Below are 18,880 nucleotides of genomic sequence, written 5' to 3'. Positions count from 1 at the left end.
CTCTCCGCTAACGCGCTTTCGGATAAAAGCGTTGTGACGTGTGCCGGCCCGCGACTGCCGTGCGTGTGATTCACAGGCGAGGGAGAGCCGGACACCGCCGTCGACGGGCCGGTGAATTTCGCGGGAATCGAAACCGTCGGAGCGTGCTGCCGGCGTCAGGCCGCGTCCACGTCTTCGGGGGCGTCGTCCAGCAGGTCCGATGCGGTCACGAGCGACTCCAGTTCGAGGTCGTGCTCGGCGAGGTTCTCGGCGGCACCCTCCTCGCGGTCGACGACGACGACCACGCGATTTACGACGGCGCCGGCCTCCCGCAGCGCCTCGGCGGCGTCGACGGCGCTCTGGCCGGTCGTGGCGATGTCCTCCAGCACCACGACCTCCTCGCCGTCGGCGAGTTCGCCCTCGACGAGGTTGGCGGTGCCGTACTCCTTCTGCTGCTTGCGGACGATGACGTAGGGAGAGCCCGACGCGACGCTCGTGACCGCGACCAGCGGGACGGCGCCCAGCGCGACGCCGGCGAGCGTGGTCTCGCCGTCGGTCGTCCGCGCGAGGTGGTCGGCGAACGCCTCGCCGATCGCTTCGAGGCAGTCGGGGTCGGTCTCGAAGAGGTACTTGTCGACGTAGTAGTTCGAGGTGCCGCCGTGGGAGAGCTCGAACTCGCCGAACTTCACGGCGTCGGCCGCCCGGAGCGCGTCGGTGAGTCCCTGGGTGTCCATACCTGCACGGTCGGTACCCCGCGGTTTAGCCGGTTCGATACGCGCTGGCGACGCCGCCGTCGCCCGCGCGCTTGCGACGGCGAGGAGGCGGACGACCGCCACCGCGACGGCCGCCCGTCGCGCTCCGGAACCACTATGCGGCCGGACCGCTGACTAGTCCCCAATGAGGGTCTTCGGGTCCAGCGGCGTGCGCGGCGTGGTCAACGACGACCTCACGCCGGGCGACGCCACCGACGTGGCGCAGGCGGCGGGGACCGTCTGGCGCGCGGGGGGCGTCGACCGCGTGGCCGTCGCCCGCGACACCCGCCGAACCGGCCCGATGCTCGTCGACTCCGCCGCCAGCGGCCTCGCCAGCGTCGGCGTCGACATCGACCGCCTCGGCGTCGTCCCCACGCCCGGCCTCCAGGCCTACGCCGAACGGGAGGGCGTCCCCGGCCTGATGGTCACCGCCTCGCACAACCCCCCCGAGTACAACGGCATCAAGCTCGTCGGCGCCGACGGCGTCGAGCTCCCGCGCGAACGCCTCGAAGCCATCGAGTCCCGGCTGCTCGACGAGGCGCCCCACCGCGTCGGCTGGGACGAGACCGGGACTAGCCGCTCGGTCGACGGCGCCGCCCGCGCCTACGTCGACGAGTTGCTCGCCGCCGTCGACCGCGAGGCCGTCGCCGAGGCCGAGTTGACCGTCGCGGTCGACCCCGGCCACGGCGCCGGCGCGGTCACGAGCCCCGACTTCTTCCGGCGGCTAGGCTGTCGCGTCAAGACGATCCACGCCCAGCCCGACGGCCACTTCCCCGGTCGCGACCCCGAGCCCGTCGAGAGCAACCTCGGCGACCTCCGGCGGTTCGTCCATGCCACGGACGCCGACCTGGGCGTCGCCCACGACGGCGACGCCGACCGCGCCATCTTCGTCGACGAGCGGGGCGACCACGTCGAGGGCGGCGCCGCCCTCGCGGCGCTGGCCGCCGACGCTCTCGACGAGGGCGACACCGTCGTCTCCGCCGTCAACGCCTCCCAGCGCCTCGTCGACGTGGTCGAGGCGGCCGGCGCGGAGCTCTCCCTGACGCCCATCGGGTCGACGTACATCGTCTCGCGCATCCGCGACCTGCTGGCGACCGGCGAGTCCGTCCCGGTCGCCGGCGAGGGCAACGGCGGCGTCCTGTTCCCGGGCTACCGGATCGCCCGCGACGGCGCCTACACCGCCGCTCGGTTCTGCGAACTGCTCGCCCGCCGGGGCGAGCCCGCCAGCGCGCTCGCCGCGCGCTACGACGACTACGTGAACGTCCGCCGCGACGTGGCCTACGACAGCGAGCGCCAGCGCGAGGCCATGCTCGACGCCATCGAACGCGCCGCCGAGGAGTCGGTCGCCGAACTCGACACCACCGACGGCTACCGCCTCGACTACGGCGACGGCTGGACGCTCGCCCGCCCCTCCGGCACCGAGCCCGTCGTCCGGGTGTACGCCGAGGCCCGCTCGGCCGACCGCGCCGAGGACCTCGCCGACCGGCTCCACGACGCCGTCTCCGGAATTCGCGTCGACTAACTTGCGGGTTGGCCCTCCGTTTCGTGTCGAACCCAGTGACTCCGGTCCGCGTCAGCCGCCCAGGACCGCTTCGAACACCCGGTAGAGGCCGAACCCGACGGCGATCGAGGTGACGAGGGTGACGACCCAGAAGGCTAGCGTCACGCCGATCTTCCGGCGAGAGACGCCGGCCGAGCCGCCCGCGAGGCCGCCGCCGATGACGCCGGAGATGATGATGTTGTTGAACGAGATGGGGATCCCCAGCGCGATGGCGAGCTGGGCGATGACGAATCCGGGAACCAGCGCGGCGATCGACCGGCGGATGCCCAGCGAGGCGTACTCCCGGGAAGTCGCCTGGAGGAGTCGCGGCGCGCCCATCCAGGCCCCGCCGAGGATGCCGACGGCGCCGACGGCCAGCAGGACGATCCCCGGCAGTCCCAGCTCGGCGCTGTAGAGGTTTTCGAGCGGGCCGGTCGCCAGCCCGACCTGGCTCCCGCCGCTGGAGAAGGCGACGACGCTCCCGAGGACGACGAGGAAGGTTCGGATGCCTTTGTCGACGGACTCCTGCGTTCTCCGGCGGATGAACTGGAAGCTCAGCGCGGCCAGGGCGACCGTCACGACGGCGACGGTCGGTTCGATCCCGGCCACGGGTGAGAGACCGACGATATCGCTCCCCAGGCCGGCCAGGGAGTTCTGCGTGGCGTCGGGGCCCGACGGGATGACGCTCAACTGCACGTTGGCGACGATGGCGCCGACGACGGCCGCCAGCACGGGGACGCCGACCGTCTCGGGGATGTCGTCGCGGCGGAGGATCGTCGCGGTGAGGTAGGCGAGGCCGCCCGAGACCGGCGGGACGAGCACCCAGAAGGTCGCGATCCGGCGGTAGGTCCCGAAGGCGGGGTCGCCGCCCAGCGCTCGGCCGACGCCGACCATCGCGCCGGTCGTCGCGAAGGCGGCGGGGACGGGGTAGCCGGAGTAGACGCCGAAGGCCATGAACGCGGTGGCGGTCAGCAGGCCGGCCGTGGCCGCCAGCGAGGTGATGGCGACGCCGTCGATGAGGCCGGCGCCGACCGTCTCGGAGATGGCGCCGCCCTGCGTGAGCGCGCCGGCGGCGGCGAGGATACCGATGAGGAAGGCGGCCCGCATCGTCGAGATGGCGTTGGCGCCGATCGCGGGGGCGAAGGGCGGGGAGTTGCTGTTGGCGCCCAGCGTCCAGGCGGTGCCGAGGCTCACGACCGTCGCGAGCACGACCAGCGCCCAGAAGCCCACGGTGGGCACGCTCACGACCTCCCGTCGGCGACGGACGACCTCTCGTCGGCGCCGGACGGTCCGCTATCGGTGGGGCACACCCCATCGTCGACGCGCGACTCGGTCATGGGCGACACGTTGTGTCGGCCGGCGAATAAACGTTCGCGCCGACACGCCACCCCGGGGCGGTCGAGAGGGGGCGACCGCGGCTTTTTGCCCCGCCCCGTCGACAGGCCGGCCATGGATCGACGGGTCAGCCGGGCGCTGACGGTGGGGCGGGCGGTCGTCCACGAGCTGCACACCGAGCGGGTGACGTTCATGGCGGGGAGCATCGCCTACCACGCGTTCGTCTCGATACTCCCCCTCCTGCTGCTGGTGCTCGCGGCCGTCTCGGCCGCCGGGCGCTCCGATATCGAGCAGGGGATCATCGAGCTGACGCGGGCGGCGCTCACGCCCGGCGCCGCCGACGCGCTCGTCGGCGAGCTGCAGTCGGCCTCGACAGGCGCTTCCCTCATCGGGATCGCGGTGCTCGTCTGGGGAACGCTGCGGATCTTCCGCGGGCTCGACACCGCCTTCTCCGACATCTACGAGTCGTCGGCGGAGAACACGCTGGTCGACCAGTTCGTCGACGGCGCCGTCGTCTTCGTCTGCGTCGCCGCAGTGATCGTCGTCGCCGCAACCCTCAACCGGGCCGTGCAGTTCGACGGGCCCGCCGGCTGGCTGGTCGGTCGGCTCGTGCAGATCCTCGCGCTCGCGCTCGCCCTGCTCCCGATGTACTACGTCTTCCCCGACGAACCCGAGATGCTCGTCCGCGAGGCCGTCCCGGGCGTCGCCGTCGCCGCCGTCGGCCTGACGGTCTTCGAGACGGTCTTTCGTTTCTACGTGCAGTTCCGCGGCGAGGCCTCCTCGGGCGACGTGCTCGCGGGCCTGCTCGTCTTCCTGACGTGGCTGTACTTCAGCGGGCTCGTCGTCCTCGTCGGCGTCGCGGTCAACGCCGTCCTCGGCAACCGCTCGCGGGACGTGGACATCCGCCCTGTGGTCGGCGGGCAACCGCGCGATAGCGAAGGGGCGGCCGGGCGCGGTCCCGTCGACGGCGCGGCGCTCCGCACGACCGTCCGCGACCTCCAGCGGGACCTCCCGAACGCCGAGCGCGTGACGCTCACCGTCGACGGCGAGACGGTCGACCTGCCGCCGCCGGACAGCGTCGAAGTCGACGCCGAGGAGTCGCGGCTCCCGTTCGTCAGCGACCCGGTCACGCTCGAACTCCGGTGGTCGGCCGACGACGGCGAGTGAGCGGTCCGCCGCCCGGCAGTTCCCCCGCCGAGCGGGCAACCGGCACTCAGACGACGCCGGCCGCCCGCATCGACTCGTCCAGCCGCTCGGCGACCGTCCGCGCGAACTCGTCGTCGTTGATCGCCGCGTCGACCTCGATCAGTTCGACATCGTCGTCGAGGCCGTCCCGGAGCGCGTCGAACAGCGCCGCGTCGGCCTCCGGGTCGTGGAAGGGCTCGCCCTCGACGTCGAGCATCGAGACGCCGTCGAGCGGGAGCGCGAGCGCCGTCGGTCCGGTCGCCGCGTTCAGTTTCGCCGCCAGTATCTCACCGAGTTCGGCGTTCTCCTCGGGCGTCGTCCGCATGAGCGTCACCTGCGGGTTGTGGACGTGGAACTGCCGCCCCTCGAACTCCTCGGGGACCGAGTCGCGCGGGCCGAAGTTCACCATGTCCAGCGCGCCGACGGAGACGACCTGTGGGATCCCCGCCTCGGCGGCGGCGTCCAGCCGCTCGGGCCCGGCGCTCAGGACGCCGCCGACGAGTTCGTCCGCCCACTCGGTCGTCGTGATATCGAGCACGCCGTCGATGACGCCCTCCTCGATCAGCGACTCCATCGCCCGGCCGCCCGTCCCGGTGGCGTGGAAGACGATCGTCTCGTAGCCGCGGTCTTCGAGGTGCTCGCGGGCGGTCTGGACGCAGGGCGTGGTGACGCCGAACATCGTGATCCCGACGGTCGGACGGTCCTCGACCTCGACGGCCGGGTCGTTGGCGACCATCCCGACGACCGCGAGCGCGGCGTTCGAGATGACCCGCCGCGAGAGCTGGTTCAATCCCTCGATGTCCGCGACGGAGTAGAGCATCATGATGTCGCGGGCGCCGACGTAGGGCTCGGTGTCGCCCGAGGCCATCGTCGAGACCATCACCTTCGGGACGCCGACGGGGAGTTCCCGCATCGCCGCGGCCGCGATCGACGTGTTCCCCGAGCCGCCGAGACCGAGGACCGCGTCGAGGACTCCCTCCTCGTGGAGCCGCGTCGCGACCGCCGCCGCGCCGTCGCCCATCGCCTCGATGGCCTCGCCGCGGTCGCCCGCCTCCCGCAGCGCGTCGAGGGTCGTCCCGGCCGCTTCGGTGACCTCGCTCGCGGACGTGTCCGGTTCGAACTCGGGTTCGCCCACGATCCCCACGTCGACGACGTGTACGTCGATTCCCTGCGCCTCGATCACGTCGCGGGCGAACGCGATCTCTTCGCCTTTCGTGTCGAGCGTCCCGACGATCACGACGCTCACGGTCGCCACCTCCCGAACCTGTGGAGCGCCATCAGAAGTCGATCTCCTTGAACTCGCGGGCCTGGTTCTCGATGGCGCCCTCGGTGGGGAGCCGTTCGATGCTGGAGGCGCCGAAGAAGCCGACGACGCCCTCGGTGTTGTTGAGCACGTACTCGGCGTCGTCGGGCCAGGCGATCGGGCCGCCGTGGCAGATGACCAGCACGTCCTCGTTCACGTCCTTGGCGGCGTCGCAGTGGGCCTGGACGCGCTCGGCGGCGGTCTCCAGGTCGAGCGCGGTCTCGGCGCCGATGTCGCCCGAGGTGGTCAGGCCCATGTGGGAGACGACCACGTCGGCGCCGGCCTCGGTCATCGCGCGGGCCTGCTCCTCGCTGAATACGTACGGGCAGGTGAGCATCCCCTGCTCGCTGGCCTCGCGGATCATCTCGACCTCCTGGTCGTAGCCCATGCCCGTCTCTTCGAGGTTCTGCCGGAACCCGCTGTCCTCGTCGATGAGCCCCACCGTCGGGAAGTTCTGCACGCCGGAGAACCCGCGGCGCTTCAGGTCCTCGATGAACACGCTCATGTCGCGGAACGGGTCGGTCCCGTTGACGCCGGCGAGGACGGGCGTGTCCTCGACGACGGGCAACACCTCGTGGCCCATCTCGACGACGATCTCGTTGGCGTCGCCGTAGGGCAGCAGGCCCGCCAGCGACCCGCGGCCGTTCATCCGGTAGCGCCCGGAGTTGTAGATGATCAGCAGGTCGACGCCGCCGCGCTCGGCGAACTTCGCCGAGATCCCCGTCCCCGCGCCCGCGCCGATGACTGGTTCGCCGCTGTCGACGACCGATTCGAGTCGCGCCAGGGAGTCCGCACGGCTGAATTCCATGGTATGGTTCGACGGACGGCCAACGACCTAATCAAGATGTCGGGGAGGTATCCGGTTCGGCCCCAGCCCCGGCGAGACGGCGGGACCCGGACGGTTCCGGGATAGTTCCCGGATCGGTCGGTCTGCGCGCCAGATCCGAATTCCGACAGGTACGAACAGATAAGCGACGACGGTGCGAACGGGTCGCACGCGACCATGGCAGACGAGCACTTCGTCGAGGGCGACGACGTATCGACACAGCGGTTCGACTGGGGGACGCTCAAGTGGATGGCGAGTCCCGAGGTCAACGACTCCGAGCGGCTGAGTGCGGGGGTCGTCCAGCTCGAACCCGGAGAGGGCCACGACCTGCACGAACACCCCGACAGCGACGAGATCCTCTACTTCCTCGCCGGCGAGGGCGAGCAGACCGTCGACGGCGACACGCGGGAGGTGAGCGCCGGCGAGGTGATCTACATCCCCGAGGGCGTCGAGCACGGCACGCAGAACACGGGCTGGGAGACGCTGAAACTGCTCGCGGTCTACGCGCCGCCCGGCCCGGAGGCCGAACTGGCCGAGATGCCCGAGTCGGATATCTTCCCGCCAGGGGAGACTCCGACGCGCGAGGACTGACCCGACCCGTCAGTCGCTCCCGGCGTCCGGGGCGGGGGACCCCTCGGGGGCAGGCGCGTCGTCGCGCGCGGCGCGGTTGCGGGCGATGCGCGCGGCGAGCTCGACGGCGTCGACCATGCTGGCCTCGCTGGCGCACCCCTCGCCGGCGATGTCGAAGGCGGTGCCGTGGTCGACGCTCGTGCGGACGATCGGCAGGCCGGCGGTGACGTTGACGCCGGAGACGGCGTCGTCGCTGGCGAACCCGAGCATCTTGATCGGGATGTGGCCCTGGTCGTGGTACATCGCGACCACGCAGTCGTAGGCGCCGCCGGCCGCCTGCGCGAAGACGGTGTCCGGTGATTCGGGGCCGACCACGTCCAGCCCGTCCGCCCGGGCGTCGTCGACCGCCGGTTCGATCTCGCTGCCCTCCGCGATACCGAGGATGCCGCCGTCGCTGGCGTGGGGGTTCAGCCCCGCGACGGCGATGGTCGGGTCGTCGATCCCCAGGTCGCGCAGCCCCTCGTGGGTCACGTCGATCGTCGTCCGGACGCGCCCGCGACACACCTTGTTGCACGCCTCGGTCAGCGGGACGTGGGTGCTGACGTGGGTGACGATCAGGTCCGCGCCGACGCTCCCGTCGGCGGCGTCCGCCAACCCTTCGACCAGCATCATCGCGTACTCATCGGTGTCGGTGTAGTCGGCGAGCATCCCCGTGTGGCCGGCGTAGGTGCTGCCGGCGCAGCGGGTCGCCTGCTTGTTGATCGGCGCGGTCGCGATGGCGTCGACGGCCCCGTCGGTCGCCAACTCGATGGCGCGCTCGACGTATTCGAGGCTCGCCGCGCCGTAGTCCTCGCGGACCTCGCCGTAGGTCAGGGCGTCGGCATCGACGTTGTCCAGGTCGAGCACCGGGATCGTCCCGGGGTCGGCGTCCGCCGCGCTCGGCGAGTCGACGGGCTCGACGGTCAGGTCGCTGTCGCAGATATCGACGGCCGCGCGCAGTACGTCGGCGTCGCCGACGACGAGCGGCGTCGCGGCGTCGCACAGCGCCGGGTACGCTTCGACGACCACCTCGGCGCCGACGCCGGCGGGGTCGCCCATCGTCACGGCGACGGTCGGTCGCTCCATGCTACCGACCCAGCGCGTCCAGACAGTTGAGGATGACCCTTTCGGACCCGAAGCCGCCGGCCTTCGTCGCCACCCGCGTCCCCGCCGCGGGGCCGTCCGCGAGTGCCCCGACCGGCACGCCCGCGGCGACCGACTCGCCGGTGAGGCGGATCTCCTCGGCGTCGAGCGCGTCCAGCACCGCCCCCGCGGTGTCGCCCCCGGTGAGGACGAGTCCGGCGGGCGGCGCGTCCTCGACGGTCGCCCGGGCGGCGGCGGCCAGCGCGGCCGCGACCCGGTCGGCCGCGCTCCGGTCGGCGGCCGTCGCGTCCTCGGCGAGGGCCGCGGCCGAGCGCGCGGCCGCGGTTACGTCCTCGGGTCCCGTCGCCGCCGTGACGACCGCTCGTCCCCGCCAGTCGAGCAGCGCGGAGAGCGATTCGGCGGCCGCGCGACCGGCCGACGCCGGGTCGCGGACGGCCGCCGCGGGGTCGAGGGCGACGACCGCCTCGTCGTCGACCGCCGCTAACTGATCGAGCGTCCGCTCGTTGACGCTCCCGACGACGCCGAGGACGCCCGAACTTCGGGGGTCGGTCGATAGACCGGGGGAGTCCCCCGCCGGATCGCCCGGCACGTCGACGTGAGCCGCGAGCGCGCCGCTGCCGACGTAGAGCGCGCTCTCGTCCAGCGACGCCGTCCCGTCCGCGATCGCTTCGAGGTGGGCGTCGCTCGACGCGTCACAGACGACGAGCGTCGGCCGGTCGTCTGCGGCGCAGTCGGCCAGTCGGGCCGCGACGGCCGCCGCGCCGGCGTCGACGGTATCGACGTCGAGATGCGCGACCGGATACTCCGAGGCGGCGAACAGTGTCGGGAGGTCGGACTCGGCGACGCCGTAGTCCGCCTCGGCCAGCGGCGTCCCGTCGACGAGGTGGCGGCCGTCCTCGGTGGTGCGGCCGGTCGCCGGGAACGCCGGCGCGACGACGGCGATGTCGGCGTCGGCGGCGGCGACCGCCGCGTCGACTTCCGCGACGACGTTCCCGCGCAGCGTCGAGTCGACCTTCTCGTAGACGAGGTCGGCGGGGTGGGTCTCGACCGCTCGGGCCACGGTCGCCGCGGCCGTCCCGGGGTCGGCGTCGCGGCTGTCCGTGTCGACGACGAGCACGTCCGTTTCGGTCGCGTCGGCGCGACCGGCGTCGGCCGACCGGCGGACCCGAACCGCCCGCCCGCGCGCGGCGAAGCCGTGGCCGGTGTCCATCGCACCCGTCAGGTCGTCGGCGACGACCAGCGCGTTCGGCATTGCCGTGGCTTTCGCTCGCTCGCACTTAGTCGCGTCCGTCCCGCCGGTCCGGACTGCCGGGTCACCACGGGGCGACCGCCCCGCACCCACCATTCGATCGCCGGCCGGCGACTTATTCGCCCGAGGACCGAACCGGCCACGTGACCGAACCGAACCAGGCGGCCGTCGAGGAGGCGGTCCGCGAGGGGGAGTCGATGGGCGGGCGCGACCTCGTCGAGCTGATCGAGCGCCACCACGACGGGGCCGGTGTCGAGCCCGAGACCGTCGAGGCGTACGCGGAGGAACTGGCGGCTCGCGACGACTACGCCTTCGACGAGCAGGCGTTCCTCGCCGACGTGGACGAACACACCACCGACGCCGACCGCTGGGAAGGGGGCGGCTACTACGAGATCGGGGACGACATCGACGACCACCGGATCAGCCTGTTCCCCGAGGCGTGGCACGAGGAACTCGGCGGTTCGACCGACGTGGCCGAGTACGTCCGGTTCATCCAGGACGAGCAGCCGGAGTACCTCGCGGACCTCGAACTCGGCGGTCCCGGCGAGGGCGTGCCGAAACCCGCCGTCCTGCAGGCGCTCCAGCTCGTGGGCCGCGTCGACCGGCCGACAGCGCGGGAGGCGCTGGCGGCCGCCGGCGACCGCGGCGACATCGTCCAGGACGCCGACCAGAACCCCGACGCCGACATCTACCTCGCCGACCGCGTCTCCGAGGACGCGGTCTGAGCCGAGTGCGCCGCGCGGCCGGCCCGCCCGCATCTCCCGAAACCGGCGCGAATCGCGACCAGCCGAACGGTTTTGCCCCGCCGGTCGCAGGCGCGGTGTCTGGAGTACACCGTCTTCGTGGGGACCGAGCGGTGGGACCTGGCGAAACAGATGGGGCTCTCGCGAGCCGTCTCGGGGCTCCCGCGGGCGCCGACACGCTCTAGGAGGCGGTCGTGGGAGTCACTCGCGTCGATACGGTGTCCGCTTGCGGCGGCAGAACGGCGGGGTTCCACCAGCCGAGAGCGGTACTCAGTCGTCCGCCGGATCGACGGCTCCGGCCGACCCCTCGCGGGCGGCGTCACGATCGCTGTGTTCCAGCGCGTCCAGGCCGCCGAGGAAATACCCCATCAGGTACGCGGCCATGATCACGACGAGCAGGCCGACCTCGTCGGGCAGCTCGACCGGCGCGGCGAAGACGGCCTGGAACGCGACGAGGGTCAGGAACAGCTGGCCGGCCGCGCCCCACCTGTTGTCGCGCCAGTCCCCGCTCGCGCTCGTGTACTCCGGGTGCCTGCGGATGAGCCCGGAGGCGACGAGACCGAGGACGAGCACGGAACCGCTGGCGGCCGCCGCGATACCGGGATGCGTGTCGACCCACCAGAGCCAGCCGCCCGTGGCGATCCCGAGGGCGAGCGCGAGGAACCGGTGAAGGGCCGTTCGTGCCATAGCCGCGGGTAGGGTCGCCGGGATGAAAAGTCATCTGGCCAACGGGATCCGGCCGGGATCTCGGGCGAACGCGGCCCCCTACGCCTCGTCGATGAGCGTCTCGCCCTCTTTCATGTGCTCCTCGACGGCGTCGAGATCGAGGGTGACGCCGAGGCCGGGCTCGTCGGAGACCGGGATCGAACCCCCTTCGATCACGTCCTCCTCGACGAAGGTGTCCCAGTCGGGGTCGTCGCGGCCGTGCCACTCCAGGGCGAGGAAGTTCGAGACGGAGACGCCGACGTGGGCGCCCGCCTTCGTCCCCAGCGGCGAGGAGACGTTGTGCAGGGCGAGCGGGATGTAGTAGTCGTCGGCGAGGTTCGCGGCCTTGACCGTCTCGCGCATGCCGCCGAACTTCGGCATGTCGGGCTGGAGCACGTCGATGCCCTGTCGCTCGACCATGTCGCGGACGCCGTGAGTCCGGAAGGCGTTCTCGCCGGCGCAGATGGTCGTGTCGGTGGCCTGGGTGACCTCGCGCTGGACTTCGAGGTTCTCCGGGGGGACCACGTCTTCGAGCCACCACACGTCGTAGTCCTCGACGGCGGCCGCGAGTCGGCGGGCGCTGTCGCCCGCGTAGTTCCAGTGACAGTCGAAGGCCACGTCGGCGTCGTGGCCGACCCGCTCGGTGACCGCCTCGACGACGCTGGCCTTGTAGTCGATGGCCTCGGCGTTGAGGTGGCGGTTGTGCCTGTCTTTCTCGTAGCGCTTGCTCGCGTCGAGGTCGAACTTGATGGCGTCGTGGCCCTCGTCGGCGACCATCTCCGCGGCGTCGGCGTAGCTCTCCGGCGAGTAGATGTCCCGGTCGTGCTCCTCCTGTTTCGCGCCCTCGAAGGCGCCGCCGAGGTGCGCGCCGGCGTGACAGTCCACGTAGATCCGCGCCTCGTCGCGGTAGGCGCCCCCCAGCAGCCGGTAGGCCGGCTGTTCCTCCAACTTGCCGGCCAGGTCGTGCAGCGCGATGTCGATACCCGAGATGGCGCTGACGGTCGCGCCCGCCAGCGACCCCGTCGCCGAGTGGATCTCGTAGAGCCTGTGGACCAGCGGCTCGATATCGCGGGGGTCCTCGCCCTCCAGCCACTCGGCGGAGTCCTCGACGATGTCGCTGACCCCCGGCCCCCAGTAACACTCGCCGGTGCCCGTCACGCCCGCGTCCGTATAGACGCGGACGAACGTCCACGTCCAGTCCGCGTCGACCTGTGTCGCCTGTACGTCCGTGATCTCCACGTCTGTCATGGCGCCCCCTTTCGAGGCCTCCGTAATCAACGTCGGGGCGTCCCATCAGCCGCCTGTCGCGTCCCTCCGCCCGCTCCCGGAGAGTCCTTCCGCCGTCCGACCGCGGGTCCGCTCGCTCCGGCCCGGGACCCCCTCCCCGAGGCCGCCCTCACACTCGCCCGCGCCAGGGGCAACTGTCTGTCGATCTACAACAACAGACGAACCCGTCGTAGTCGGACGACGAAATGCGTTCGAGACCGTCAGACGGTGCCGAAATCCCGCGATCCGGGGAACCGAAAACCCCGGTCAGTGCCACGATAACCCGACACACGGGCGTCCAGTTATCGCGGTCGGATCTTGACTAACGTCCGCGACGGCCGGAACAGCTCCGGATCCGTCCCGTTTGATCGCCGTTACTCGATGTTCGATCAGTTAATTGCCGGTTACTCCCGATGGGGCGTATGATTTTTCACGATCAGTGTATAACGATCACTCGTATGGGGTTCGGGAGCTACGACGAATCAGAACAAGAGAACCAGGAGCTAGACGCCGACCTCGAGGATGACGACGGCGTCAACACAGCGGAGAACACACACGACGGCGACGTCGAGTACGAGTTCGACGCGTCGAACGACGAACTGCTCGACAGGCTACAGGACATCAAAGAGAACACGTGAAACGCGGGGTTCGCGCCATCGGGGTGGCCGAATCCTATCGCACGGAGTACAGCACGCTGGCAGCCGCCGTCGTCCGCGCGAGCCGCGTCGTGGACGGGCTCGCCTTCGACACCTGCGCGGTCGGCGGCACGGACGCCACCGAGACGCTCGTCTCGCTGGTCGACCGACTCGACCGCGAGGACGCACGGTACCTGCTGCTAGCGGGCGTCGCGCCCGCGTGGTTCAATTTCTTCGACCTGCCGACCGTCCGCGAGCGCGTCGACCGCCCCGTCCTCTCGGTCGCCTTCGAGGACAGCGAGGGGCTGGAAGGGCCGCTCCGCGAAGCGTTCGACGGCGACGCCCTCGACGAGCGGCTGGCCGTCTACCGCCGCCAGCCCGAGCGCCGCCGGGTCGAACTCGACGACGGGACCGTCTACGTCCGCGCCGCCGGCCTCGGCCCCGACGAGGCCGCCGAGGTGGTTCGCGCGTTCACCCCCGAGGGCGGCCGGCCCGAGCCGCTGCGAGTGGCCCGGCTTGCCGCCCGCGCGGCCGACGAGCGGTTCGTCGGCGGCGAGGACGCGAACGGCGGCGGCGATAGCGGCGGCGACCGCTGACTCGTCCGCCGCCGAGACCGACCCGATTATGGTCGTGCCGGGCGACCTCCGTTCCATGAGCGAGGCCGAGATGGACGGGTTGTCGGTGGTCGCCTGCGAGCGCTGTCCCGAGCTGGTCGACTGTCGCAGCCGCATCGTCAACGGCGTCGGCCCCGCGGACGCCGATCTGCTGTTCGTCGGCGAGGCGCCCGGCCAGTACGAGGACGAGGGCGGCGAACCGTTCGTCGGCCGCTCGGGCGACGTGCTCGACGACGGCCTCCGCGACGCCGGGCTCGACCGCGGCGACGTGCGCATCACCAACTGCGTCCGCTGTCGCCCGCCCGACAACCGCGACCCCACCGATTCGGAACTCGCGAACTGCCGCGAGTACATCGAGACCGAGATCGACCGCGTCGACCCCGAAGTGGTCGTCACGCTCGGGAAAGTGCCCGCCGAACACCTGCTGGAGCGGGACGTCGCTGTCACCAGCGAGGCTGGGGATGTCGTGGAGGCCGAGATCGGCGAAGGGCGGCGGCGCGTCCTCGTTTGCGTCCACCCCGCAGCGACCCTGTACGACCCCTCCCAGCGCGACACCTTCTCGTCGACGCTCGAACGTGCCGCGGAGTTCACCGACGAGACGAGCGGACAGTCCCGTCTCGGCGATTTTTGAAGGAGTTCGGTTCCTTCTGTCGTCGACGTGATCGCGACTGCGCTCGATAGAGTCGCTTCGACCGTGCTCGATAGAGTTACTTCGACCGCACCCGGCAGCAGGCGCTGAAAGCCCTCGCCGCGCTCGCGGTCGCTCAGGCGACTACCGGCGCGAGCCCGTCTCGCCCTTTCAGTCCACCAGGACAGCACAGCCCCGCAACAGCCCCGCACGGCACCGCAACAGCAACCGCAGACGACCACGACCCTCCCCAACCGATTCGCGACCCGCGAGTCGCGAATCCCTCGCGCGATGTCGTCGCGCGCACGAGAGCGCGCTCCAGCGCGCGCCGACCGCACTCGATCGGTAGCTGTCTCGTATCGAACACCGTCGAGCCGTGCGGAAAAAGGGCGGTCAGCGACGAACCGAGCCGGTCACTCCCGGTCGCGGGGGACGCCCATCCCGAGCCACTTGCGGGCGTCGAAGAAGTCCCGGAGTCGGTCGAGGAAGCCGGTGTCCTCGTGTTCGCTGGGGCGCAGTCGGGCGCGGATGCGCGTCGACAGCAGCTCGATGGAGAGGACGACGACGAACACCATGATGACGCCCGCGGCGGTCTGGCCGTAGTACAGCAGGTCCTGGCTGTTGCGGATCATCAGGCCGAGGCCGCCGGCGCCGACGACGCCCAACGAGATGGCGATCCGGGTGTTGATCTCCAGGATGTACAGCGTCCACGCGATGTACGACCGCGACACCTGGCTCAGCATGCCGAAGCCGATGGTCTGGGAGCGAGACGCCCCCGTCGAGCGGATCGCCTCGATGGGCCCCTCGTCGATCTCTTCGAGTTCGTCGGTGAACAGCCGGCCGAGGTTGCCGATGCTGTCGGTCGCGATGGCGAGGACGGCGGTCACCTGGCTCGGCGGGCCGATGGGGATGTAGAGGAAGATCCAGACGATGGCGGGGATGGCGCGGATGGCGCTCATCGCCCCGCGGAAGATGAAGTTGAACGGGAAGGGGGTGACGCGCTCGCTGCCGAGGACGCCGAACACGAGCGCGAGCGGGAAGCCCAGCACGGTGCCGAGGAATCCGAGCAGGACGGTGACGAGACTGGCCTTGACGAGCGAGAGCCGCGGCGACTGCAGGCTCTCGACGATGTGGGCGCCGCCGTCGCCCAGGCTCGCCGGGATCGCCGCCAGCCCGGTGATCCCCTCGTTTTGCGTGTAGACGGTGAAGTTGACGAAGTTCGGCGGGAAGAAACTGAGGAGGAACTCGACGAATCCCGGGTAGCGGTCGACGACGACGGCGAAGTCGAAGTCGATGAACCCGAGCCCCCAGTAGGTCACCGCGACGACGCTCCCGAGGAAGGCCAGCCAGAGGACCTGCCGGACCCGACGGGCGCGTTCGAGCCGCTCGAACGTCTCGTCGATGCTGCTCACGCGCCGCCACCCCCCTCGTGGGCGGTGGCCGACTGGTCGAAGGCGTTACCCGGCGTGGCGCCGCCGAGGTCGCCGTCGTCGCCCGCGTCGCCGGGCGCGGTCTCGCCGTCCGACTCGCCGTCGTAGTAGATGTCGTCGATCACGTCCATCGTGAGGTCGTCCTCGCGGCCGTCGAAGACGAGCCGGCCGTCCTTGACGCCGAGGAAGCGGTCGCCGAACTCCCTGGCGATGTTCACCTGGTGGAGGCTGGTGATCGTCGTCAGGTCGTGCTCGTCGGCGGCCCGCTTCAGGTAGCCCATCACGTCGCGGGCGGCCTTCGGGTCGAGGCTGGCGACGGGTTCGTCGGCCAGCACCAGCTCGGGCTGCTGGACGAGCGCGCGGGCGATGCCGACGCGCTGTTTCTGCCCGCCGCTCATCGAGCCGGCGCGCTGGCCGGCGTCGTCGAGCAGGCCCACCGTGTCGAGCGCGTCGAGCGCGGCGCGTTTGTCTTCCTCGTCGTGGCCGCCGGCGAGGCTCCGGAGGAAGCCGTTGCGCGAGAGCGCGCCCGTCAGCGCGTTGCCGTAGGCGCTGAGGTTCTCGACGAGGTAGTGTTCCTGGAACACCATCCCGACCTCCCCGCGGTTGCCCTCGACGGCGCGGCCGCCGATCTCGACGCTCCCGGCGCTGGGGCTGGTCAGCCCGTTGAGCACGCGCAGGAACGTCGACTTCCCCGCGCCGGAGGGACCGAGCAGGACGACGAACTCGCCCTCGGGGATCTCGACGGAGACGTCGTCGAGCGCCACCGTGTCATCACCGTACACCTTCGTCACGTTGTCGAATTCGACGGTTGTCATGGATTGGACTGCCACGTGAACCGCTGACGCCCGCCGGCCGCTCGACGGGCCGTCGACCGCGCTACTCGAAGATCTCCGGGCCGACGCCGAGCTCGTCGGCCACGTCGATCACGGACTGGTAGGTCTCCACGTCGGCCTCGCGGACGGCGCTGAACCACAGGTCGTCGTCGGTGCCCTCCTCGCCGTCGGCGCCGTAGTAGATGCGGTCGGGCGCGTTCAGGAACGACTGCTTGAGCGCCGACTTGGCCTCGTCGCTCAGCTCCGGCGAGACGACGATCGGCGCCCGCGGCAGCCCCGAGTCCTCGTGGAGCGTGCGCGCGGTGTTCTCGAACTCCTCGGGGGTCGGGCCGGTCTTGGTGTCGCGGACGAACGCGCCCATCGCGGCCGCGTCGGCCCGCCCCTCCTTCAGCAGCGTGTACGACTGGACGTGCCCGCCGGCGAAGCGCGCCTCGAACTCCGCCTGCGAGCCGTTGCCCTCCGGCAGCTCCCCCACGTCGAGGTCGCCCTCGGAGGAGATGCTGTAGAGGGGGTACAGACAGCCGCTGGTCGACAGCTGGTCCGAGAACGCGACCGTCTTGCCCGACAGGTCCGAGAGGCTCTCGATGTCGCTGTCGTTGGGGACGGCGATGATGCTCTTGTAGGTCCAGCTGCCGTACCCCTTGCGCTGGAGGATCACCTCGGCGTTGTCGGTGTTGACGCCCAGCGCGGCGGCGAAGGGACCGGTCTCGGCGATGTCGGCGGTCCCCTCGCCCAGCGCCTGGATCACCGTGCTGTAGTTGGTGCCGATGTTCATGTCGACGCTCAATCCCTGCGGCACGTCGTACTCCTCCTCGAGGTTCGTCCCGACGTAGTCGCGGATCGGCCCGTACTGGACGTAGAGGTTCTGCTGGGGAACGCTCGGCGAGAGCCCCATGTTCACCTCGCGATCGCCGCCGAAGGAGAGCCCGCCCCCCGACGACGTGCCGGTTGCCGTCGAACCGCCGTTCGACCCGTCCGTCGAGCCGCTGCCCGGCGTGTCCGTCGAATCGCCGCTCGTGCAGCCGGCGAGTGACCCGGCGCCGGCGAGCACGCCCATGCCCTTCAGAAACGTTCGTCTGTCGCGCATCGCCTGGTACATTGACGGACGTCTGATTAAGTGTTCATAATAGATCTCGATCGGTATATTTATATCTATGTACCAAGCTCTCGGCCCGATCGTCGTACGTTCGGTCGTATCGGTGGGACTATCGACCGGGCGACCGAGGAGTCGGTACGATGTCACTGGACGCGCGGGCGGCGACGGCGAGACGGGCGGCGCAAGCGGGCGCGGGAGTCGCGGCGGACCTGTTCCGCGAGGAGTTGGCCGTCGAGCGCAAGGACGGCAAGACCGACCTCGTGACGCGGGCCGACCGCGAGGCCGAGGCGGCGGTGCTGGACGGGATCGCGGCGGCGTTCCCGGACGAACCGGTCGTCGCCGAGGAGTCGGCGAGCGGCGCCGCCGTTCCGGAGTCGGGACCGGCGTGGGTCGTCGACCCCATCGACGGGACGAACAACTTCGTCCATGGGATCCCCGTCTGGGCGACCGCGGTCGCCGCGGTCGTCGACGGCGAGGCGGTCGGCGCCGCGGTCGTCCTGCCGGCGCTGGGCGACACGTACGTCGCCGACGGCTCGGGCGCGCGCCTGAACGGCGAGCCCCTTTCGGTGAGCCCGCGCACCGACCCGGACACCCAGTCGGTCGCACCGACGTTCTGGTGGGGCCTCGACCGCCGCGCGGAGTACGGCGCGGCCGCGACGGAGATCGTCGAACGATTCGGGGACCTCGTCCGGTTTCGCTCCGCGCAGGCCACGCTGTCGATGGTCGCCGCCGGCTCGCTCGACGCCACGTTCACCAACCGCGAGACCAACGCCTGGGACACCGTCGCCGGCGCCTTCCTCGTCCGGCAGGCCGGCGGTCGCGTCACCGATCTCGCCGGCGAGCCCTGGCGCCACGACAGCCGCGGGCTCGTCGCCTCCAGCGGCCACAATCACGATTCGGTGGTCGCCGCCGCCCGCGCGGTCGACGAACACCGAACCGAGTGAGCGGCCCCGACCCGACCGGCGCGACCTCGCGCCGGAGTCGGCGCGGTCGCGACGCCGCCGAAGCTTGCGCGGACGGAAAGCGACTTGACCGGGGTCGCCGTATT

At 71.1% G+C, this 18,880-nt stretch carries 19 protein-coding genes; 8 read left to right on the top strand and 11 right to left on the bottom strand.

Annotated elements, in window-relative coordinates; genetic code table 11:
* Positions 1-155: 155 nt before the first annotated feature.
* A complete protein-coding gene (gene pyrE, locus HZS54_RS02515; protein WP_179920399.1) occupies positions 156-713 on the bottom strand; it encodes an orotate phosphoribosyltransferase in 558 nt (185 codons plus the stop codon).
* Positions 714-876: 163 nt separating this feature from the next.
* Between pyrE and glmM the strand changes: the two genes are divergently transcribed.
* Entirely contained in the window at positions 877-2,253 is a 1,377-nt protein-coding gene (glmM, locus tag HZS54_RS02510) for a phosphoglucosamine mutase (protein WP_179920398.1), read from the top strand.
* Positions 2,254-2,304: 51 nt separating this feature from the next.
* On the opposite strand, the gene HZS54_RS02505 is transcribed toward glmM, so the two are convergent.
* The gene (locus tag HZS54_RS02505; protein WP_179922913.1) at positions 2,305-3,510 is read right to left on the bottom strand and encodes an inorganic phosphate transporter; all 1,206 of its coding nucleotides are present in this window, start codon (positions 3,508-3,510) and stop codon (positions 2,305-2,307) included.
* A gap of 210 nt (positions 3,511-3,720) precedes the next feature.
* On the opposite strand from HZS54_RS02505, the gene HZS54_RS02500 reads away from it, so the two are divergent.
* A complete protein-coding gene (locus tag HZS54_RS02500; RefSeq protein ID WP_179920397.1) occupies positions 3,721-4,773 on the top strand; it encodes a YhjD/YihY/BrkB family envelope integrity protein in 1,053 nt (350 codons plus the stop codon).
* A gap of 46 nt (positions 4,774-4,819) precedes the next feature.
* Here HZS54_RS02500 and HZS54_RS02495 read toward each other — a convergent pair whose 3' ends face one another.
* A complete protein-coding gene (locus tag HZS54_RS02495; RefSeq protein WP_179920396.1) occupies positions 4,820-6,037 on the bottom strand; it encodes a Tm-1-like ATP-binding domain-containing protein in 1,218 nt (405 codons plus the stop codon).
* A 31-nt stretch (positions 6,038-6,068) separates the two neighbouring features.
* The gene (locus HZS54_RS02490; protein WP_179920395.1) at positions 6,069-6,902 is read right to left on the bottom strand and encodes a phosphoenolpyruvate hydrolase family protein; all 834 of its coding nucleotides are present in this window, start codon (positions 6,900-6,902) and stop codon (positions 6,069-6,071) included.
* 195 nt (positions 6,903-7,097) lie between these two features.
* Here HZS54_RS02490 and HZS54_RS02485 point away from each other — a divergent pair, with 195 nt between their 5' ends.
* The gene (locus HZS54_RS02485) at positions 7,098-7,511 is read left to right on the top strand and encodes a cupin domain-containing protein (protein WP_179920394.1); all 414 of its coding nucleotides are present in this window, start codon (positions 7,098-7,100) and stop codon (positions 7,509-7,511) included.
* Positions 7,512-7,520: 9 nt separating this feature from the next.
* Here HZS54_RS02485 and pdxA read toward each other — a convergent pair whose 3' ends face one another.
* Both pdxA and HZS54_RS02475 read right to left on the bottom strand, forming a co-directional pair.
* Entirely contained in the window at positions 7,521-8,615 is a 1,095-nt protein-coding gene (gene pdxA, locus HZS54_RS02480; RefSeq protein ID WP_179920393.1) for a 4-hydroxythreonine-4-phosphate dehydrogenase PdxA, read from the bottom strand.
* Position 8,616: 1 nt separating this feature from the next.
* The gene (locus HZS54_RS02475) at positions 8,617-9,885 is read right to left on the bottom strand and encodes a four-carbon acid sugar kinase family protein (protein WP_179920392.1); all 1,269 of its coding nucleotides are present in this window, start codon (positions 9,883-9,885) and stop codon (positions 8,617-8,619) included.
* A gap of 140 nt (positions 9,886-10,025) precedes the next feature.
* Between HZS54_RS02475 and HZS54_RS02470 the strand changes: the two genes are divergently transcribed.
* The gene (locus HZS54_RS02470; protein WP_179920391.1) at positions 10,026-10,607 is read left to right on the top strand and encodes a hypothetical protein; all 582 of its coding nucleotides are present in this window, start codon (positions 10,026-10,028) and stop codon (positions 10,605-10,607) included.
* 288 nt (positions 10,608-10,895) lie between these two features.
* On the opposite strand, the gene HZS54_RS02465 is transcribed toward HZS54_RS02470, so the two are convergent.
* Together HZS54_RS02465 and HZS54_RS02460 are read right to left on the bottom strand one after the other, a co-directional pair.
* Complete coding sequence (locus tag HZS54_RS02465; RefSeq protein WP_179920390.1) at positions 10,896-11,312, bottom strand: hypothetical protein; 417 nt, start codon at positions 11,310-11,312, stop codon at positions 10,896-10,898.
* Between the two features lie 78 nt (positions 11,313-11,390).
* Entirely contained in the window at positions 11,391-12,578 is a 1,188-nt protein-coding gene (locus HZS54_RS02460) for a mandelate racemase/muconate lactonizing enzyme family protein (protein ID WP_179920389.1), read from the bottom strand.
* Between the two features lie 476 nt (positions 12,579-13,054).
* Here HZS54_RS02460 and HZS54_RS02455 point away from each other — a divergent pair, with 476 nt between their 5' ends.
* The 3 genes from HZS54_RS02455 to HZS54_RS02445 are packed head-to-tail and all read left to right on the top strand — an operon-like array spanning position 13,055 to position 14,476.
* The gene (locus HZS54_RS02455) at positions 13,055-13,234 is read left to right on the top strand and encodes a DUF5786 family protein (RefSeq protein ID WP_006882236.1); all 180 of its coding nucleotides are present in this window, start codon (positions 13,055-13,057) and stop codon (positions 13,232-13,234) included.
* Positions 13,231-13,827, top strand: coding sequence for an endonuclease dU (locus HZS54_RS02450; RefSeq protein ID WP_179920388.1), 597 nt, complete (start codon positions 13,231-13,233; stop codon positions 13,825-13,827). Before HZS54_RS02455 ends, HZS54_RS02450 begins: the two co-directional genes overlap by 4 nt.
* A 55-nt stretch (positions 13,828-13,882) precedes the next feature.
* The gene (locus HZS54_RS02445) at positions 13,883-14,476 is read left to right on the top strand and encodes a uracil-DNA glycosylase (RefSeq protein WP_179920387.1); all 594 of its coding nucleotides are present in this window, start codon (positions 13,883-13,885) and stop codon (positions 14,474-14,476) included.
* A gap of 410 nt (positions 14,477-14,886) precedes the next feature.
* Here the strand turns inward: HZS54_RS02445 and HZS54_RS02440 are convergent, their stop codons facing one another.
* The 3 genes from HZS54_RS02440 to phnD form a co-directional block, all read right to left on the bottom strand.
* The gene (locus tag HZS54_RS02440; protein ID WP_179920386.1) at positions 14,887-15,885 is read right to left on the bottom strand and encodes a PhnE/PtxC family ABC transporter permease; all 999 of its coding nucleotides are present in this window, start codon (positions 15,883-15,885) and stop codon (positions 14,887-14,889) included.
* Positions 15,882-16,718: a phosphonate ABC transporter ATP-binding protein gene (locus HZS54_RS02435; protein ID WP_179920385.1), complete on the bottom strand. Its 837-nt coding sequence runs from the start codon at positions 16,716-16,718 to the stop codon at positions 15,882-15,884. Before HZS54_RS02435 ends, HZS54_RS02440 begins: the two co-directional genes overlap by 4 nt.
* Before the next feature lie 61 nt (positions 16,719-16,779).
* A complete protein-coding gene (gene phnD / locus HZS54_RS02430) occupies positions 16,780-17,823 on the bottom strand; it encodes a phosphate/phosphite/phosphonate ABC transporter substrate-binding protein (RefSeq protein ID WP_179920384.1) in 1,044 nt (347 codons plus the stop codon).
* 149 nt (positions 17,824-17,972) lie between these two features.
* Between phnD and HZS54_RS02425 the strand changes: the two genes are divergently transcribed.
* A complete protein-coding gene (locus HZS54_RS02425) occupies positions 17,973-18,776 on the top strand; it encodes an inositol monophosphatase family protein (RefSeq protein WP_179920383.1) in 804 nt (267 codons plus the stop codon).
* Positions 18,777-18,880: the final 104 nt, after the last annotated feature.

Origin of the sequence: Halosimplex pelagicum (assembly GCF_013415905.1) — an archaeon.
Lineage (GTDB): Archaea > Halobacteriota > Halobacteria > Halobacteriales > Haloarculaceae > Halosimplex > Halosimplex pelagicum.
Note: the sequence above shows the minus strand (reverse complement) of the source record. Positions and strands in the feature narration are given on the sequence as shown.

What these genes read in the sequence shown, in the direction of transcription:
- HZS54_RS02465 (WP_179920390.1), bottom strand. Translation starts at nt 11,312, where the DNA reads ATGGCACGAACGGCCCTTCACCGGTTCCTCGCGCTCGCCCTCGGGATC.
- HZS54_RS02460 (WP_179920389.1), bottom strand. Translation starts at nt 12,578, where the DNA reads ATGACAGACGTGGAGATCACGGACGTACAGGCGACACAGGTCGACGCG.
- pyrE (WP_179920399.1), bottom strand. Translation starts at nt 713, where the DNA reads ATGGACACCCAGGGACTCACCGACGCGCTCCGGGCGGCCGACGCCGTG.
- HZS54_RS02475 (WP_179920392.1), bottom strand. Translation starts at nt 9,885, where the DNA reads ATGCCGAACGCGCTGGTCGTCGCCGACGACCTGACGGGTGCGATGGAC.
- HZS54_RS02455 (WP_006882236.1), top strand. Translation starts at nt 13,055, where the DNA reads ATGGGGTTCGGGAGCTACGACGAATCAGAACAAGAGAACCAGGAGCTA.
- HZS54_RS02425 (WP_179920383.1), top strand. Translation starts at nt 17,973, where the DNA reads ATGTCACTGGACGCGCGGGCGGCGACGGCGAGACGGGCGGCGCAAGCG.
- HZS54_RS02485 (WP_179920394.1), top strand. Translation starts at nt 7,098, where the DNA reads ATGGCAGACGAGCACTTCGTCGAGGGCGACGACGTATCGACACAGCGG.
- HZS54_RS02445 (WP_179920387.1), top strand. Translation starts at nt 13,883, where the DNA reads ATGAGCGAGGCCGAGATGGACGGGTTGTCGGTGGTCGCCTGCGAGCGC.
- glmM (WP_179920398.1), top strand. Translation starts at nt 877, where the DNA reads ATGAGGGTCTTCGGGTCCAGCGGCGTGCGCGGCGTGGTCAACGACGAC.
- HZS54_RS02500 (WP_179920397.1), top strand. Translation starts at nt 3,721, where the DNA reads ATGGATCGACGGGTCAGCCGGGCGCTGACGGTGGGGCGGGCGGTCGTC.
- HZS54_RS02490 (WP_179920395.1), bottom strand. Translation starts at nt 6,902, where the DNA reads ATGGAATTCAGCCGTGCGGACTCCCTGGCGCGACTCGAATCGGTCGTC.
- pdxA (WP_179920393.1), bottom strand. Translation starts at nt 8,615, where the DNA reads ATGGAGCGACCGACCGTCGCCGTGACGATGGGCGACCCCGCCGGCGTC.
- HZS54_RS02435 (WP_179920385.1), bottom strand. Translation starts at nt 16,718, where the DNA reads ATGACAACCGTCGAATTCGACAACGTGACGAAGGTGTACGGTGATGAC.
- phnD (WP_179920384.1), bottom strand. Translation starts at nt 17,823, where the DNA reads ATGCGCGACAGACGAACGTTTCTGAAGGGCATGGGCGTGCTCGCCGGC.